The organism is Nocardia sp. NPDC050408 (genome assembly GCF_044458905.1).
Lineage (GTDB): Bacteria > Actinomycetota > Actinomycetes > Mycobacteriales > Mycobacteriaceae > Nocardia.
Genome location: NZ_JBITIL010000004.1, coordinates 617,315 through 633,519 on the forward strand (window position 1 = coordinate 617,315; position 16,205 = coordinate 633,519).

14 protein-coding genes are annotated in these 16,205 nt (G+C 65.3%); 4 read left to right on the top strand and 10 right to left on the bottom strand.

From position 1 onward, the window contains the following. Positions 1–177 precede the first annotated feature (177 nt). Positions 178–1,590, bottom strand: coding sequence for an L-fucose/L-arabinose isomerase family protein (locus ACIBJI_RS16075; protein WP_364343443.1), 1,413 nt, complete (start codon positions 1,588–1,590; stop codon positions 178–180). A gap of 93 nt (positions 1,591–1,683) precedes the next feature. After that, positions 1,684–2,526 carry an SDR family NAD(P)-dependent oxidoreductase gene (locus ACIBJI_RS16080; RefSeq protein ID WP_364343440.1) on the bottom strand — a complete coding sequence of 281 codons (843 nt, stop codon included), beginning with the start codon at positions 2,524–2,526 and terminating at the stop codon, positions 1,684–1,686. 107 nt (positions 2,527–2,633) lie between these two features. Between ACIBJI_RS16080 and ACIBJI_RS16085 the strand changes: the two genes are divergently transcribed. Next, on the top strand, positions 2,634–3,224 hold the full coding sequence (locus tag ACIBJI_RS16085) for a TetR family transcriptional regulator (protein ID WP_364343437.1): 591 nt from the start codon (positions 2,634–2,636) through the stop codon (positions 3,222–3,224). Here the strand turns inward: ACIBJI_RS16085 and ACIBJI_RS16090 are convergent. From ACIBJI_RS16090 to ACIBJI_RS16110, 5 genes are all read right to left on the bottom strand, one after another. Next, complete coding sequence (locus ACIBJI_RS16090) at positions 3,202–4,083, bottom strand: glycosyl hydrolase family 32 (RefSeq protein ID WP_396955438.1); 882 nt, start codon at positions 4,081–4,083, stop codon at positions 3,202–3,204. The two genes, ACIBJI_RS16085 and ACIBJI_RS16090, sit on opposite strands and share 23 nt — an antisense overlap. Positions 4,084–4,573: 490 nt before the next feature. Then, on the bottom strand, positions 4,574–5,377 hold the full coding sequence (locus tag ACIBJI_RS16095; protein ID WP_364343431.1) for a hypothetical protein: 804 nt from the start codon (positions 5,375–5,377) through the stop codon (positions 4,574–4,576). Positions 5,378–5,437: 60 nt separating this feature from the next. Further along, a complete protein-coding gene (locus tag ACIBJI_RS16100; RefSeq protein ID WP_364343428.1) occupies positions 5,438–6,202 on the bottom strand; it encodes a tyrosine-protein phosphatase in 765 nt (254 codons plus the stop codon). A gap of 4 nt (positions 6,203–6,206) precedes the next feature. Continuing rightward, entirely contained in the window at positions 6,207–8,411 is a 2,205-nt protein-coding gene (locus ACIBJI_RS16105; RefSeq protein ID WP_364343425.1) for a pyruvate, phosphate dikinase, read from the bottom strand. 193 nt (positions 8,412–8,604) lie between these two features. Next, positions 8,605–9,633, bottom strand: a complete 1,029-nt coding sequence (locus ACIBJI_RS16110) for a zinc-binding dehydrogenase (protein WP_396955442.1) — start codon at positions 9,631–9,633, stop codon at positions 8,605–8,607. 150 nt (positions 9,634–9,783) lie between these two features. Between ACIBJI_RS16110 and ACIBJI_RS16115 the strand changes: the two genes are divergently transcribed. Next, the gene (locus ACIBJI_RS16115) at positions 9,784–10,467 is read left to right on the top strand and encodes a helix-turn-helix transcriptional regulator (RefSeq protein ID WP_364343419.1); all 684 of its coding nucleotides are present in this window, start codon (positions 9,784–9,786) and stop codon (positions 10,465–10,467) included. 101 nt (positions 10,468–10,568) lie between these two features. Continuing rightward, on the top strand, positions 10,569–11,309 hold the full coding sequence (locus ACIBJI_RS16120) for a maleylpyruvate isomerase family mycothiol-dependent enzyme (protein ID WP_397084674.1): 741 nt from the start codon (positions 10,569–10,571) through the stop codon (positions 11,307–11,309). On the opposite strand, the gene ACIBJI_RS16125 is transcribed toward ACIBJI_RS16120, so the two are convergent. Next, positions 11,253–13,529, bottom strand: coding sequence for an excinuclease ABC subunit UvrA (locus ACIBJI_RS16125; RefSeq protein WP_364343413.1), 2,277 nt, complete (start codon positions 13,527–13,529; stop codon positions 11,253–11,255). The genes ACIBJI_RS16120 and ACIBJI_RS16125 overlap by 57 nt on opposite strands. A 64-nt stretch (positions 13,530–13,593) precedes the next feature. Between ACIBJI_RS16125 and ACIBJI_RS16130 the strand changes: the two genes are divergently transcribed. Next, positions 13,594–14,577: a YafY family protein gene (locus tag ACIBJI_RS16130; RefSeq protein WP_364343410.1), complete on the top strand. Its 984-nt coding sequence runs from the start codon at positions 13,594–13,596 to the stop codon at positions 14,575–14,577. 65 nt (positions 14,578–14,642) lie between these two features. Here ACIBJI_RS16130 and ACIBJI_RS16135 read toward each other — a convergent pair whose 3' ends face one another. Together ACIBJI_RS16135 and ACIBJI_RS16140 are read right to left on the bottom strand one after the other, a co-directional pair. Continuing rightward, positions 14,643–15,458 (bottom strand): SDR family NAD(P)-dependent oxidoreductase, encoded by an 816-nt coding sequence (locus tag ACIBJI_RS16135; RefSeq protein ID WP_364343407.1) that lies wholly within the window; start codon positions 15,456–15,458, stop codon positions 14,643–14,645. Between the two features lie 15 nt (positions 15,459–15,473). After that, positions 15,474–16,205: a glucose 1-dehydrogenase gene (locus ACIBJI_RS16140; protein WP_364343404.1), complete on the bottom strand. Its 732-nt coding sequence runs from the start codon at positions 16,203–16,205 to the stop codon at positions 15,474–15,476.

Sequence of the window (16,205 nt, forward strand, 5' to 3'; positions counted from 1 at the left end):
CCAGGCCGACTCGGGCAGCTTCAGACCGGGAGCAACAACTGCGGCCCAGTCGTGCGCCCAATCGCGGTGTCGAAACACCTTGCGTTCGTTCGGATCTGGCGATAACGGTGCCTTGCGACCGGACCGGGACGCCCTTGGAGCTGGAGGTCCCGATATCGACGCCGAGAAATGCGCTCGTCATCGGGTGAACTCGTCGAGGGTGATATCGAGCAGTTCACAGGCGGCCCGGACAGTGGCTCGATGGTCGCCGGGGACGGCGTGAATATGGTTGGCGCCGAAGCGGGACAGGAAATCGTCGGCATGTGCGTCCAACCGGGCGAAGGCATGCGGCCATTCCCAGGTGGACTGTTTCATCAGCGATTCATTGGTCGCCTGGTCATAGGTCTCGAAATCGCCCAGCATCAATTGCATTCGGTAGTTACCGTCCTTGCGGGTGAGCCGCGCCAGCGTCATGCGGCCGGGCGCGGCCAGATGGTGCACCGACGCGCCGCCCGCCGGGAAGAAGAACACCTCGGGGTAGAGATGTACGTTGGCGAGATTCTCCGTCGGCTCGTCGCTGCGTGCGGCGAACCAGGTGGCGTGCTGGCCCGAATTGCACAGATCCCAGATATCGCGGTCCGCGTGATAATGCCGGACGTCGGCGAAAAGCACCGGAGTGTCGGCGATCTGCTGCAGCAGCCGCATGGTGAGTGCGCCGTCCATATCCGCTTCGGTCGCACACACATGGGGTTGTTTGGGGCCGTTCCAATCGTAGGGATCATTGAGGAACGCCTCGGTGATATCCATGGTGGCGAAGTACTGGGTGAGCTCGGGCTGGCCCTTGATACCCGAGAAGTCCAGCCGCCATTCCTCGATCAACTCACGCACGGCCAGATACGAGCGAAGCTGGCGTTCCAGCAATTCCGGAGTGAGTTTCACGCCGTCGTAGTGCACACCGGCGGTATGGCGTTCCAACCACTCTCGCGCACCTTTCGCCTCACCGGCATCGGCCTGTTCGGCGCGGCGGACGATCTCCCACTGATCGATCTCCTCGACGTCGATGCCGAACAGGCGCTGCCACTGATCGGTATTGGCGACGGCCGTATTCATCCCCATCGGCCGACCGCCGAAGCGCCCGAAAGTGCTGCCGCGCAAGCTCGATACCGCGGCGGCCGCAGTCGCCCGGGTACCGATCGCCTCGATGAGCTCGGTATCGGCCGGATCGCCCCACAACCGGGTGTGCGTGCGACCGATCTGATCCAGCGCACCACCCGCGGCCAGCATGCCGACCATGCCCGGTTGCACCGGATCAATGTTGGACAGCAACAGCAGCGGACCGGGCGTCGCACCCGCGGCCAACATAGTGAAGTGCGGGAACGCCCAGACCGCGTAGTGCAGCACCGTGAGATCCACACCGGCGGCGGCCACTTCGCGCGCCACCGATCCAGCCAGCGCATTCGTACTGATCTGCGTCGCGCCGCGGATAACCTCGTGGCCGGCCGTCCGCAACGCGCTGACCAGCCGATCCTCGGCCGACTCGATGAACTCCGTGATCCCGGCGTGCACATAATCACGCCCATCGGACACGCTCATGACCCCTATCCGCGCCATCCCGACCGCCTCCCAACGCGCAGGCCCCCTCCAGGATTATCTATCCGAAGGGGGCCGCCGGTGGTCGGCTTCGGGCGAGCGGGTTCGAGGTCGTTATCCGCCGGTGACCCGGCTGTCGACCAACTCGGCGGTGATCGCGTCGAGCCGCCGGGCACGCTCGGGATCGAAGTCCTTGCCCGCCAAGGTGAGTCGCGTGCGGCGCCGGAAAGCGGTGATCGGTTCGGTCGGTGGATGGTCGATCAGTTCGGCGATGGGGACGATGGCCTTGCGCACCGGTTGGCCGGCGAGTAGGAGCCACGTCTTGGTGAGGATGCGGTGCGCCGTCGGCAGCGGGTCGGCCATGGCGGTACGCACCATGAGCGGGTTGTACAGGACATATCGCGTGCGGGCTCCCGGATGACGTTGCGCGAATGCCACCCCGAGCAGGTCGATGCAGCGCGAGGACTGCATGGCCGCGCGCATGCCGCGAAAACCGGTTCGTAGCTGCAGATCGTCCCATTCGATGGTGCCCGGCAGCCCGCCCGGACCCGCGATATTCATGATGACCGGGGCTTCGGCGCGTTCCAGTGCGTCGAAGAGTCCGTGTCCGATGACATAGCGGCTCAGGTAGGTCAGGGCGAAGGTGTATTCGAAGCCATCGGCGGTCTCCTGACGTTCGGACCGGAAGTTCTGCGCGCCGAAGACGACACCATCGACGGTATCGGTGACCGCGGCGGCTTCCGCGATGACCTTGTGCATGCCCGCGAGCGTGCTCAGGTCGGCCTGGATGAAGCTGGCCTGGTCGGCGGCGCCGAGGGCGGCGGCCTCGCGCAGGAATCGGGCGCCCTTCACAGCGCCGCTGGCCACCGCGAGCACACGGTCGCCGCGGCTGAGGAAGTGCAGGCCGAGCCCCTTGCCCATGCCGTCGGTACCGCCGGTTATCACGTAGGTGCGCATCGAATCGCTTCTCCTCGAATCACTTTCGGTTGAGTCATCGGCCGATGACATCGAGGCTAAGAGGACTGCGAGACGCAAGTCAACAATTGGTGACTTATGCTGACTAGATGACCGAAACCGCAGCGCCGGGCCGTCGGCGCGACCGTGCCGCCACCCGATCCGCACTCTTGGATGCCGCCCGAATGCGGTTCGCCACGACCGGATTCGACCGCACCGGAGTCCGCGATATCGCCGGTGATGTGGGCGTCGATCCTGCACTGGTGTTCCGGTACTTCGGTTCCAAAGAAAAGCTCTATGCCGAGGCGATGCATATCGAGATTCCGAAAGGCGTTGCGGCCGACCAGCATCGACCCGTTGTCTCGATCGCGGATGCCCTTCTGCGTGATGTCGTGTTCGATGACTGGCCCGAATTCGGCGGTGAACATCCACTGGTCGCGGGGCTGCGATCGGCCGGTCATGACGTCGTGCGCGACCAGTTGCGCGCGCAACTCTGCGATGGTTATCTGCGCGAGATGGCCACGCGCCTGGGCGGTGCGGACGGTGACTTGCGTGCGGAACTGATCGGTGCGCTGCTGCTCGGGCTGGGGGTCATGCGCACGGTGGTCAACGCGCCGGCGGTATCCGAAGCGTCATTCGAGCAGACCAGGGTGCTGGTGGCCGGTATGGTGCGAGCGCTCAGCGGGGAACGTCCGCGGTGACGGAACGCGGGGTGGGGAAGGTGAGTGGTGCGAGGTGGACGCCGCCCTGGGCCCAGCCCGCGCTGGTGATCCACCAGCGGTCGTCGTCCCGCACGAGTTCGGCGGCGTGGGCAGCGATATGGCCGACCTTGTCGCCGATGCGGAACCGGAAGGGGTTGTCGCTGCGGAATACATCGGTGCCGACGTAGCGCGGGCGCGGACCGATGAACAGGTACCACCAGCCGCCGTGGTGCGCCACGAACGGTGATTCGGTATTGCCCGCTTCGGTGCCGACGGTGGGGTCGGTGTATGCGATATGGCGGTCGCCCCAGTGCAGGAGATCGCCGCTGGTGCGATAGGCGACGACGTGGTGTCCACCGCTCGGCGTACTGGTAGCGCAGTAGTACATGACCCATTTCTCGCCGATGCGCACGACCATCGGATCCCTGGCGTCGTAGCCGTCACCGAACAACGGTCCGGCTCGGCTGCGGGTCCAGCCGAACAGGTCGGTCGAGGTGGCGAGGTTGATGGTGGCGGCGGTGCGGTCGGGGCCGCCGCCCGCGTAGAACATGTAGTAGCGACCATCGACGCCGATGACATGCGGTGCCCAGAGATGGGTTTCGCCGTAATCCGGATCGACGGTCAGGGCTGGAGCTCGCTTGGTCCACGGTCCCTGGAGTTGGTGTGCGGTGGCGTGCGCGAATTCCGTTTCGTGGAACGGGTCTGCCGGTTCGGGATGGGTGATGCCGAACAGATGCCAGCGGCCGACTTCATCGCGGACGACGGTGTGGTCGTTGATGTACCAGGGGTGTGTTTCCTCGTCGCCGGGGTCGTAGATCCTCGTGAACGCGCCTGCTCTCACTACCTCGCGCGTCGTCATAAGGCTCATCATGACGTGCGCTGACCTCGTTGAGGTCAGGTCTGAGACATTGAGATGTCGCGGGTCAGGGGTTTGGCGGCTGCTTCCGGGTGTTTTTCGGGGGATTCGGACGATGTGCTCCGAGTTGGCTCGGGAGCCGTGGACGCGGGTGTCGTCGCCGCGGCGGTAATCGGTTCGGCAGCGGTGGTCTGGGGCGTCGTGGCCCGCAGGCGCTGCGGACTCGGATGTCGTTGTCTGCTCGTGCGCTGTGGTCTGAAGCGCTGGCGGCTCGGCCGCCCTGGACGTGGGTGTCGTTGTCGGCTTGGCAGCTCTGGTCCGGGTCGGCGACTCGGGTGATGTGGGCTCGGCCGTCGTTGGCTGGGGAGCCGTCGACTCGTGTGTTGTGGGCGTGGGTGTCGTCGCCTCGGGCGTTGTGGACGGGTTGTCGTCGCGTCCGGTGTTGTTGGGTCGGGCGCCGTTCGTACGGTGCTGCCGACTGAGTCGGCGCTGGTCAGGGCTTTTTTAGCTCGGCCGTTGTTGGTTCGGGAGTGGTGGACTCGGACGTTGTCGCCTCGTGCGTTGTGGACGGGGTTGTCGTCGCGTCCGGGGCTGTCGGCTCAGGTGCTGTTGGCTCGGTAACTGCTGTGTGGGGGTTCGCTGGTCCAGGTGCCGTCGGCTCGGGTGTTGCGGTCCGGGGCGACTCGAGCTGGTCCGCAGTCGGGCCAGGAGTAGTGGTCTGAGCTGCTGGGGACTGGGGAGCCGACGGCTGCGGAGCCAATGGTTGGGGCGTTGGCGGCTGAGACGCCGGTGATTGGGGTGCGGTCGGCTGCGACGTTTCCGTCGCGGGTGTTGTCGCCTGGGCCGCGGCAGCCCGCTGCTGGTTACGGCGCAGCACTGCCTGGCTGAAACTCGTACTGCTGAAATGCGTTCCGTAGACCCCGAGCGCGACCACTCCGGCCGCGATCACCGCGACGCCCGCGCTCCAGTCGATATGCCAGAAGGCCGCGACGACGCCGACGAGGGAGCTGAGCAGGGCGATGGCTTTGGCTGCCTCGTCGGTCATGCTCGGGCTGGGCGCTTGTTCGCCCGACTGCCATTCGTCGAGCATCAGCAGCACCGCGAGCAGTGGCAGCGAGATCGCGAAGGCGATCATGGAGATCCGACCGGATGTGCCCAGCGGCGAGGCCGTGAGGAAGCCCTGGAGGATGACGACGCCGATGGCGATCAGCCCGCCGTACATCAAGCTGTTCTGCTTGGCGTATTTCTTCTTCTCGGCGGGGGTGGCCAGCTTCGTGTAGTCGACATCGTCGTGCACGCTGGTGACCCTACTGGACTTTCGGCGGTAATTCCGGGTGAACAGTCGCCACCGCGGGGACTAGTCGACGAGCATCGCGCGCAGCTGCGCGAGTTCCGCACGGGATAGTCCGTTGGTGCGCAGCCATTCTGCCGCTCCGTCATGGGTAGTGTGCAATTCGTCGAGGAACCGGATGATCACATCCGGATCGACCGCGAGGATGCCGGTGCGGACCGGTGGCAGCCCGTGATACGACGGCAGCGCGTCCAGGCGTTCGCGGATGCGTTCCAAGCGTTCGCCGGTGAGCGCGTAATCGGCGGCGATGGCCTCCGCGGGGACACCCACCGCGTCCAGCACCATGGCCGCGAGGATGCCGGTGCGGTCTTTGCCAGCGGCGCAATGGAAGACGACCGAGTGCCGCGAGGCATCGCCGATCAGGCGGGCCGCCGTCACAATGGCTTCGCTACTGCCGGTGAGGAGTTCGCGATATAACGCGACAAGGTCGTACTGTCTGCCGTCGGGAACCAGATCGGCGGGGGTCGCGACGACGTCGGTCGACTTGCGCACCGGGAGATTGACCATGCGCACCGTCGCGCTGCCGGTCAGTAGGCCATAACCCTCGCGTAGTACCTCATCGGGGTTGCGCAGGTCGATCAGCGTGCGCACGCCGACCGGGCCGGTCAGCATGGCCAGATCGTCCTCGGTGAGATGCTGGGGGGTGCTGGAGCGGTAGACGACGCCGAATCGGGTTGTGCCGCCGCCGATCACGGGAAGTCCGCCGAGGTCGCGGACATTGTCGATCTCGGCGAACTCGACCCATCGCCGCTGGGCGCTATCGGTGAACATCGCGCTAGTGGGCCCTGCCCGCGGCGGCCTCGTCGGTGCGGCTCAGGCCGCACAGACCGATGAGGTCCTCGTGCAATTCGAACCACACGGTGTGATAGCTGTCGATGATCGGCCGAGCCACCCAGCTGTGGTCGCCGCCGTTCATCCGCTCGACGGCGCGGGCCAGGCGGTCGGTGTAGGGAGCCAGGCGCGGCGCGATGGCGCTGATGCGTTCGACAAGGGGTGTGACGCCGTGGTGCAGTGCGGTCAAGCGCGCCAAAACAGCTGCGTCATAGGTGTTGTCGGAATGATCGTTCACCGTGCTCGCGTCCTTCATTTGCCAGGCCGTGATGATTGCCTTCAGCTCGGCATTGAACTCGCAGAATTCATCGTAGGCCGCGGCGAGGTCGCTACGGTCGAGATCGGCGCGCTCGTGTTCGAGGAGTTGGGCGAGTTGTTCGCGGCCCTGCGGGGTCAGGCGAACGCCGACAGGTGTGCGGGCGCACAGCCCGCGTGTCACGAAATCGGCAGTGCGCGAGCCGGCTTCGGTCTCGGAGATTGTGAGGCTTGCGGCGATGGTGTCCGGCTCAACTCGCCCCTTGATGCCGATCAGGCGCAGGACAGCGAGTTCGGAGACCTTGTTGCCGTTGGTATCTTGGGTCATCGGCAAACGAGCCGAATCGGAATCCGTTGCCGCTGAACGATCGTCGTTCCGTTTCGACAGGAACACGGGCAGCTGGGCCGAATCGACCTGTGCCCATTGTGCGAGTCGCTCGATATCCTCGATTACCGAGGCTTCCACTGCCTTGCCGCCCACTTGGCCCGGCCACACGGTGCCCGCCCCACCATCGACGGTGACGATGCGACCGACCAGTGCCTCGACAACCCCAGCCCCGCAGCCGACTACGCACGGACGGCCCAGCTCCCGGCTGACCAGCGCGGCATGCGAGGTGGCACCGCCGAGTTCGGTGACGATGGCCTGCGCCGCGATCATCCCGTGCAGATCGTCCGGGCTGGTGGTCGGACGTGCCAGGATCACGTGCTCGCCTGCGGCCGAACGGGTTTCGGCTTCGTCGGGATCGGTGACGACGATGCCGGAGGCGAGTCCGGGACATGCGGATTCACCCTGGGCCAGCGGGCTCAGTCCGGTGTCATCGCCCGATGCGGGCCGCAGGACGGTGCGCACCTGGTCGGCATCGACCCGGCGCAGTGCCTCATCCGCATCGATGAGTCCCTCATCGGCCATGGCGACGGCGGCGCGAACCGCCGCGCGCGCAGAGCGTTTCGCCGGTCGCGACTGCAATAGCCACAGGCGGCCGGATTCGACGGTGAACTCGATATCCTGGATATCGCGACCGTCGCGCTCGAGCAGTTCGGCGGCGGCGAGCAATTGGCGGTGCACCTGCGGCAGCGTCACCGCGAGTTCGTCGAGTGGACGCGGGGTGGTGCGTCCGGAGACGACATCCTCACCCTGTCCGCCGACCAACCATTCGCCGAAGACCGCACGCGCACCGGTATTCGGATTCCGGCTGAACAGCACGCCGGTCCCCGAGAGCGCGTCGAGGTTTCCGAAGACCATGGCCTGCACCGTGACCGCCGTACCGAGCGCATCGGAAACACCCCGGGTACGCCGATAGGTCTTGGCCCGCGCGGAATCCCACGAACGGAATACCGCGGTGACCGCGCCACGCAACTGCTCCCAGGGATCCTCCGGCACCACGCCATTCGGGTCACCGAGCACGATCTCCCGATACTGGGTGACGAACCGCCGGCGAGTATCACTGGCGTATCCCGGATTTCGCGTCTCGGCGGTCAATGCTCGCTCGACCGAGTCGTTCATGCCCAGATTCAGCACGGTATCCATCATCCCCGGCATACTCACCGCGGCCCCGGACCGCACCGACACCAGCAACGGATGCTCGGCGGCCCCGAACCGCCGCCCCGTTCCGCGCTCCAATGCGGCGATACCGTCTCGCACTCCGGCCCAGAGCTGCGCGCCGAGCATCCCACCGTTGGCCCCGAATTCCGCCCAGGCCTCGGTTGTCAGCACGAATGCGGGCGGGACCGGCAACCCCAACCCTCGCATGTGATCAACGCTCCACGCTTTGCCCCCGATCCGCTCCCGCGAAAGTCCGCACGCCCCATCGAGTGCCACCACGACCGAACCATCGGCGCCGGCCCTGCCGAAGGCGCCCTCCGGTCGCCGCACCGGCTCCACTCCGATCGTCATAACACTCCTTCGGTCATCGACAGCCACCGCGCAACCAAGCGCATGACAAGGGCAGATCACCGGGCCGCTGGCACAGCCCGAACGCCCTGGCAAATGGCGCAACCCCGCAGTGCGCACACCGCGGGAAGCCCGATTTCAGCCTGCCGCCCAGCCCCGGCTCGGTGTACTGGCCGTCTCGGTCAGCAGGATGTAGCTAGGGCACCACGACAACTTTTCCGGTGGCTTGGTTGTTTTGCATGTGGTGGTGTGCCGCGACGATGTCGTCCAGGCCGAAGACGCGGTCGATGTTTGGCCGATAGACGCCCGCCTCGACCTGGCCGATGACGCGTCGCAACACGGTCGTGCCCGCGCGCCCCTTGAAGTTGTCGCTGTGGAAAGCCGTGAGCTTGGTGCCAGAGGGGATCATCGCTATCGGTTCGAAGTTCTGGATCAGCCAGCCGCTGAGAGAGCCTGATACACACACTGTCCCGCCGCGACGGACCAGGCGCAACGAGTCCACCGCCGTGCTTGTCCCGACAAGATCCAGGACATAGTCCGGGCCCTCGGGCCAAACCGCGTGCACGCTCGCCCTCAGCGATTCACCGGTGTCGAGGAGTACGTGGTCGACGCCGGCCGTGGTCAATGCGTCGCTCTTGCCTTGTCGCCGAGTCGTGGCCGCGGTCTCGACGCCGTAGCCGGATGCGATCGACGCGGCGGCCATCCCTACCGACGAGGTCCCGCCGCGGATCAGCAGCTGTCCCGTGCTACCCGGCACTATGCCCAACGCGTCCAGCGAGCCCTGTGCGGTCAAGTAGGTTTCGGGTAGCGCGGCCAACACATCCCACGGCAACGTGCTCGTGACCGGCATGAGCAGCGAGTTCGGCAACAACGCGTACTCCGCGTAGCCGCCGTCGAACTCCCGGCCCATCTCACCCATCACCGCGGCAACCTGCGTCCCCTCCGGCAGTAGGGGATCGGTCGAGGCTGCCACGATTCCCACACATTCGATCCCGAGCACACGCGGGAACCTCACGTTCGGGGAATGCCCTTGACGGGTCCGCAGCTCCGATCGGTTCAAGCCCGCGCCCTTGACCTGCACCAGGCTCCAGCCATCCCGAACCGCTGGCACCGGTAGCTCACGAATCTCCAGTACTTCCGGGCCACCGGCTCGGACACAGACCGCCGCTCGCATTTTCCGACGGCGTGAGTTCGTGGTGCTGGCTGAGTGAAGATCATCGCGCATGCCTTCACTCTGGCCAGTAGGCCGTATGGCTGGCTACCGGTAGAATGCCAACATATGCCCGTAGGCCGCCAAATTCCCTCGCCCGGTCGGACGTCGCGTCTGTGGCCCTCTGGAGGAGTTCATCTCTGGTCGTCGGGGGGAACGAGCACTGTGCATTCCCATCCACGTGGACACCTGGTGTACGCCGCGCGCGGCGTTCTGTCAGTGCACACCGAACGTGGCACATCGATCGTTCCGGCCAATCGAATCGCATGGACCCCCGCCGGGTTCACGCACTACCACCGCGCGCACAGCGATACCGATATGCGGATCCTGTTCCTCCCGGCGTCCCTGGCCCGGCTCGCGCCAGAGCAACCTGCCGTTTTCATGGTCTCCGATCTCGCCCGCGAAATCCTGCTGACCCTCACGGGCCCACGCGAATTCGATCGCGCCGCACTTGCTCGGCTTCGCCGAGTACTCGTCGACGAACTCCGCGAAGCACACGAGCAGCCACTGCAACTGCCCGAACCACGCGACGATCGGTTGCGCGCCATTGCGCAAATGCTGTACCAGCGGCCCGCGGACAACAGCTCACTCGCCGAACTCGGACAGCAGATCGGAGCCAGCGCACGCACTCTCAGCCGACTGTTCCACAACGAACTCGGCATGACCTTCTATCAATGGCGCACACAACTACGCATCTATCACGCACTTGTCCTGCTTGCCGACGGTCACGATACGACCCACGTCGCGTACGCCTGCGGATGGGCGAACCCCAGCAGCTTCATCGCCGCCTTCACCAACATCATCGGCACCACCCCGGGCCGCTACCGAACCAGTCGCACTGCCCCTTGATCTGAGCGGCACGTCCTTTGGGGCGCAGCACAATCTTGATTTGGTCAGTCTATCTGACTATAGTAGTCAGTGACACTGACTAAATTGTATCGGAGGCCGATATGGACCGGGATGCGCAGTGGCGGGTCATCGAGCAGCAACGACGTGCCGTCGCCGACGTGCTCGACGACCTCGCGCCGAATGAGTGGGAGCTGCCGTCGCTGTGTGCGGGCTGGCGGGTTCGGGATGTGGCCGCGCATATCGCGTTGGCACCGCAGCCGCCCGGCCCGGTCGGTATGGTTCGCGAAGGGCTGCGGGCGCGGGGGCGGTTCCATCGGCTGAATCACGATGTGTCCGTCCGCTACGCTGAGGCGGGGCATGATCTTGTAGCCGAAATCCGAGCGCATGCCGCATCGCGAAAGTTGCCGGCGGTCACCAATTATCGCAATATCCTCTACGGCATCATGGTGCACGGGCAGGACATCGCGATCCCGACGTGCAGGCAGGTCGACCTCCCGATCGAAGCCGCGGTGACGGCGGCCACTCGGGTGTGGACGATGGGGTGGCCGTTCTGGGCGAAGCACCGGCTCGAGGGATTCCGGCTCGTCGCGACCGACGCCGACTGGGCGGTCGGCGCCGGTGACGAGGTACATGGCCGCATCGCCGACCTGCTGTTGCTGACGACGGGTCGCTCGGTTGTCATGCCGCGCTTGTCCGGTGCCGGTGTCGGCAAGCTCTGGATGCGGTTGTCGTATCGAAATCTGGTCCGCGGGGGCATGGTCACGTCGAGGGGCCGCGGCCGGGTGTCATGCGACGCTGCGCCGCAGATAGTCGGCGGTGATGGAGCGCTGATCGTCGAGTAGCGCCGAAGGTGTTCCGGTGAAGACGATTTCGCCGCCGTGCTTGCCGCCGTCCGGTCCGAGATCGATCACCCAGTCGGCCCGTTTGACGACCTCGAGATCGTGTTCGATGACGATGACCGTATTGCCCGCGTCGACCAGCCGGTCCAGCAGGGCGATCAGGGCCTCGACATCGGCCATGTGCAGTCCGGTGGTCGGCTCGTCGAGTACGTAGATGCCGCCGCTGCGATGCAGGTGGTCGGCGAGTTTGATGCGTTGACGTTCACCGCCGGAGAGTGAACTCAGCGAGCGACCGAGCGTCAGATAGCCGAGACCGACCTCGTTCAGCGCCCGCAGCGGAGTGCGAATCTTGCTGCCCGCATTGCCATTCCAGAAGTCGATGGCCTGCTCCGCGGTCATATCCAACACGTCGGCAATGGATGCACCGCGCACGGTATAGCCCAGCACTTCGCGACGATAGCGGCGTCCGTGACAGCTCTGGCACACCGTGGTGATCGGGTCCATATAGGCGAGATCGGTGAAAATGACGCCCGCACCACCACATTCGGCGCATGCGCCCGCGGAATTGAAGCTGAACAGTCCCGGCTTGACGCCGTGCTCCTTTGCGAACACCTGCCGCATCGGGTCCATGATGCCGGTGTAAGTGGCGGGGCTCGAGCGTCGGGAGGCGGCGATGGCGGACTGGTCCACCGCGATCGCTTGCGGGTAAGCATGCGCGAATGCACCAGATACCAACGTGCTCTTGCCCGAACCCGCCACACCCGTGACCGTGGTGAGCACGCCGACGGGGAACCGTGCGGTGAGATTCTTCAGGTTGTACGAATCCGCGCCGGTGACCGTGAGCCAGCCGGTCGGAGTGCGGCTCACGCTTTTGACTTGTTGCACCCGCCGTAGCCGCTCACCGGTCGAGGTGCCCGACGTGCGCAACTTTTCGACGGTGCCCTGGAAGATGACCTGACCACCGTGTCCGCCCGCGCCGGGCCCCATATCCACGATGTGGTCCGCGACGGCGATGACATCGGGGGAATGTTCGACCACCAGCACTGTATTTCCCTTGTCGCGCAACTGGATCAGCAACTTGTTCAAACGGCTGATATCGCGCGGATGCATGCCGACGCTGGGTTCGTCGAAAATATAGGTCATGCTGGTGAGGCTGGAGCCGAGATGCCGAACGACCTTGAGACGCTGTGCTTCTCCGCCGGAAAGCGTGGATGTCTCGCGATCCAGCGAGAGATAGCCGAGCCCCACCTCCTCGATCCGGCGCAACCGGGCAATGGCCGCATCGGCGATCAAGGCGGCGGCGGTCTCATCGAGCTCGCCGAGCACTTCGATGAGATCGGACACCTCCATGCGGCCGAAGTCGGCGATGCCGAATCCATTGATCCGGCTCGCCAGCGCGGCGGAATTCAACCGTGCGCCACCGCATTCCGGACAGGTCTGCGCGTGTACCACTTCCATCGCCGCCGCGCGGATCTTGTCGCTCAGCGCACCGAGGTCGCGTTTGATGTAGAGCCGGTCGAAGCGCTCCAACAGTCCCTCATAGGCATTGCTGCCCATCGAACCGGTCTTGTTCGGGCGCGGCACCCGGAATCCCTTGCCGCGCAGGAACAACTGCCAGTCATCCGGGGCGAAGTCACGTAACGGCTTGTCCGGATCGAAGAGTCCGGACTCGGCGTAGATCTGCCACTGAAATGTCCCCACCGCGAACGGCGGAAAGTTGATGGCACCCTCGTTGAGTGATTTGGCGGTGTCGAGCAACTTGTCCAGATCCGGCCGCACTACTCGGCCCAGCCCGCCGCACTCCGGACACATGCCCAACGGGTCGTTGAACGAATAGCGGGTCGCTTCACCGGCACTCGGCTCGCTGTACCGCGAGAACAGCACCCGAATTATGGAGTGGATATCGGTCATGGTGCCGACGGTGGAGCGGGAATTTCCGCCGATGGGCTTCTGGTCGACCACCACCGCGGGGGCCAGATTGTCGATCACATCGGCCTCGGGCCGCTCGTATTTGGGCAGTCGATTGCGGATGAACCAGGTGAAGGTCTCATTGAGCTGACGCTGCGATTCGACGGCCACGGTGCCGAAGACCACCGACGATTTGCCCGATCCGGATACGCCGGTGAAGACGACGATCTTGCCTTTGGGGATGGCCACGGAGATATTGCGCAGGTTGTTGGCGCGGGCCCCGATGATCTGGATGGTGTCTCGGTCTGCGTTCACAATCGCCACGGTAGGTGCCAATGAGGTCAGGTTTGGTCCTCATTGCGGCGGATACTTCGAGGCTGTGACCGAAACCGCCGCCCGCCTGCTGCAACTGCTCGCCCTGTTGCAGACCCGCCGCGAATGGACCGGCCCCGAGCTGGCCGAACGCCTCGGCGTGACGGTCCGGACGGTGCGCCGCGATATCGAGCGGCTGCGGGAACTGGAATATCCGGTGTATGCCAGCCTCGGTTCGATCGGCGGCTACCGCCTGGAGGCCGGGACCGCACTGCCGCCGTTGCTGCTCGACGACGAAGAGGCCGTCGCGATCACGCTCGGACTGCGCAATGCGGCGCTGGGCGCGGTCGAGGGTATCGACGAGTCATCGGCGCGGGCGCTGGTCAAGCTGCAACAGGTGCTGCCCGCCCGACTGCGCCGCCGAGTCGAGGCGGTACGGTCGGCAACGGTGTCGCTAGCAGGCCCCGCCGCTGGACCGATGGTCGACCCGGAAACCCTTGTCGTCCTGGCCGCCGCCTGCCGTGACCGCGAACGCACCCGCTTCCGCTACCGCGATAAAGGCGACACCGAGACTCGCCGACTGACCGAACCGCACAGCCTTGTCTCCGCGGGCCGCCGCTGGTATCTGGTCGCTTGGGATATCGACCGCACCGACTGGCGCACCTTTCGCGTAGACCGCATCGATTCTCCGCGACCGATCGGAACACATAGTGCCCCAAGGCAATTGCCCACCGAAGACGCTGCTGCGTTCGTCACCCGGTCGCTGGCCCGATCCCGCCCGCTGCGCCGAGTCGTGTTCCTCGTCCACGCCCCGGCCCCGCAGCTGATCGAAACCTTTCGGGTCCGCCCCGAGGAAATCGAGCCCATCGACGAGAAATCCTGCCTGCTCCGCACCACCGCCGATTCACTGGAATGGACCGCCGTGCGCATCGCCCACCTGGGCCTGGAATTCGAGGTCAGAGAACCGCCGGAGATGGCGGAAATGCTGGCCGATCTCGGCGCGAAACTACTGCGCGCCGCCGGAGCGGATTCATCTGAATGCGGAAAATGATGCCGAATGCGATCAGCGACATAGTGCGGGAACCGCGGGTTCACCATCGACAAGTGCCGCCCGATCTACACCTCGTTTCGCATCTGGGCGGTGATGATGCGCTGGTAACCCGAACCGAAGATCCTTGGCAACAAATCGATTACGCGGGCATCGGCGCCGATGAGGATCTTGGCCTTATCCTTTCGGATCCCGCGCAGGATGGTCTTCGCCGCGGATTCGGGTGTCGTCTTGGCCAGTCTGTCGAAGTTGGCGGCCAAGGCGTCGCGGTCGCGGTCGCCGCCCGTGCGGGCCTTCCAGGCGATTTCGGTTTTGATCATGCCGGGATGGACACTGCTGACCCCGACCGGGTGGCCCGCTATCTTCATCTCCTGACGCAGCGCGTCGGTGAAGCCACGGATGCCGAATTTGGTCGCATTGTATGCGGCTTGGCTCGGGCAGGCGGCTAGGCCGAACATGCTGGAGACGTTGGCTATATGACCGTCGCCCGAGGCGATCACCTGTGGCAGAAAAGCTTTCGTGCCGTACATGACGCCCCAGAAGTTGATATCGACGATCCACTCGAAGTCTTCCCAGGTCAGCTCCTCGATATTCGCGGTGAGGGAGACGCCCGCATTGTTGACCACGAGATTGGCCGGGCCGAAGTCGGATCGGACCTCATCGGCGTGGGCGTAGACGGCGCCGCGATCGGTGACGTCCAGTTTGTAGGCCCGTGCCTTGGCACCCGCTTTCTCGCACAACGCGGCGGTTTCGGTGACATTGGCAAGGTTTCGGCCGGACAATGCCAGCCGCGCGCCGTGGCCGGCGAGTTCGAGCGCGAGCGCGCGGCCGATGCCCGCGCCCGCGCCGGTAATGACGACGACCTTGTCCTCAAAGTTCTTCACAGCAGCTGTCCTTGGTCATTTGGTGGTGTAGCCGCCGTCGGCGACGAATTCGGAGCCCGTACAGAAACTTGCCTCATCGGAGATGAGGAACAGCACAAGATTGGCCAGCTCACCCGGTGCCGCGGCGCGGGGCAGGGGCTGGTCATGCACCATCGAGTGCGAGCGATCGGAGTCGGCGGTCATTTCGGTGGCCACCACGCCGGGATGTACCGAGTTGACCCGGATGCCGTCGGCGCCGAACTCCTGGGCGGCGGCCTTGGTCATCCCACGCACGGCCCATTTGGAGGCGACGTAGCCGAGGATATTGCTGAATGCGATGATGCCGCCGATCGAGGAGATATTGACGATCGAGCCACCGCCCGCCCGGCGCATCGACGGCACAACGGCTTTCATGCCGAGAAACACCCCGACCTGGTTCACATCGATCACCCGGCGGTAATCCGCCTCGGCGAGCCGCTCGATCGGGTCGACGTGCACGATGCCCGCATTGTTGACCAGTCCGGAGACGGGGCCGAAGGTGTGCTCCGTCTCGGCAATCAATGCGGCCCAGGCAGATTCGTCGGTGACGTCGAGGGGACAGAACATGGCCTGATCGCCGAGTTCGGAGGCCACCGCCTTGCCCTCGTCGGCGAGCACATCCGCAACGATCACCGATGCGCCCTCGCTGACCAGCCGACGGGCGAATGCCGCGCCCATACCGCGCGCACCACCGGTCACGATGATCGTCTTGCCGCTTACCCTGTCCAC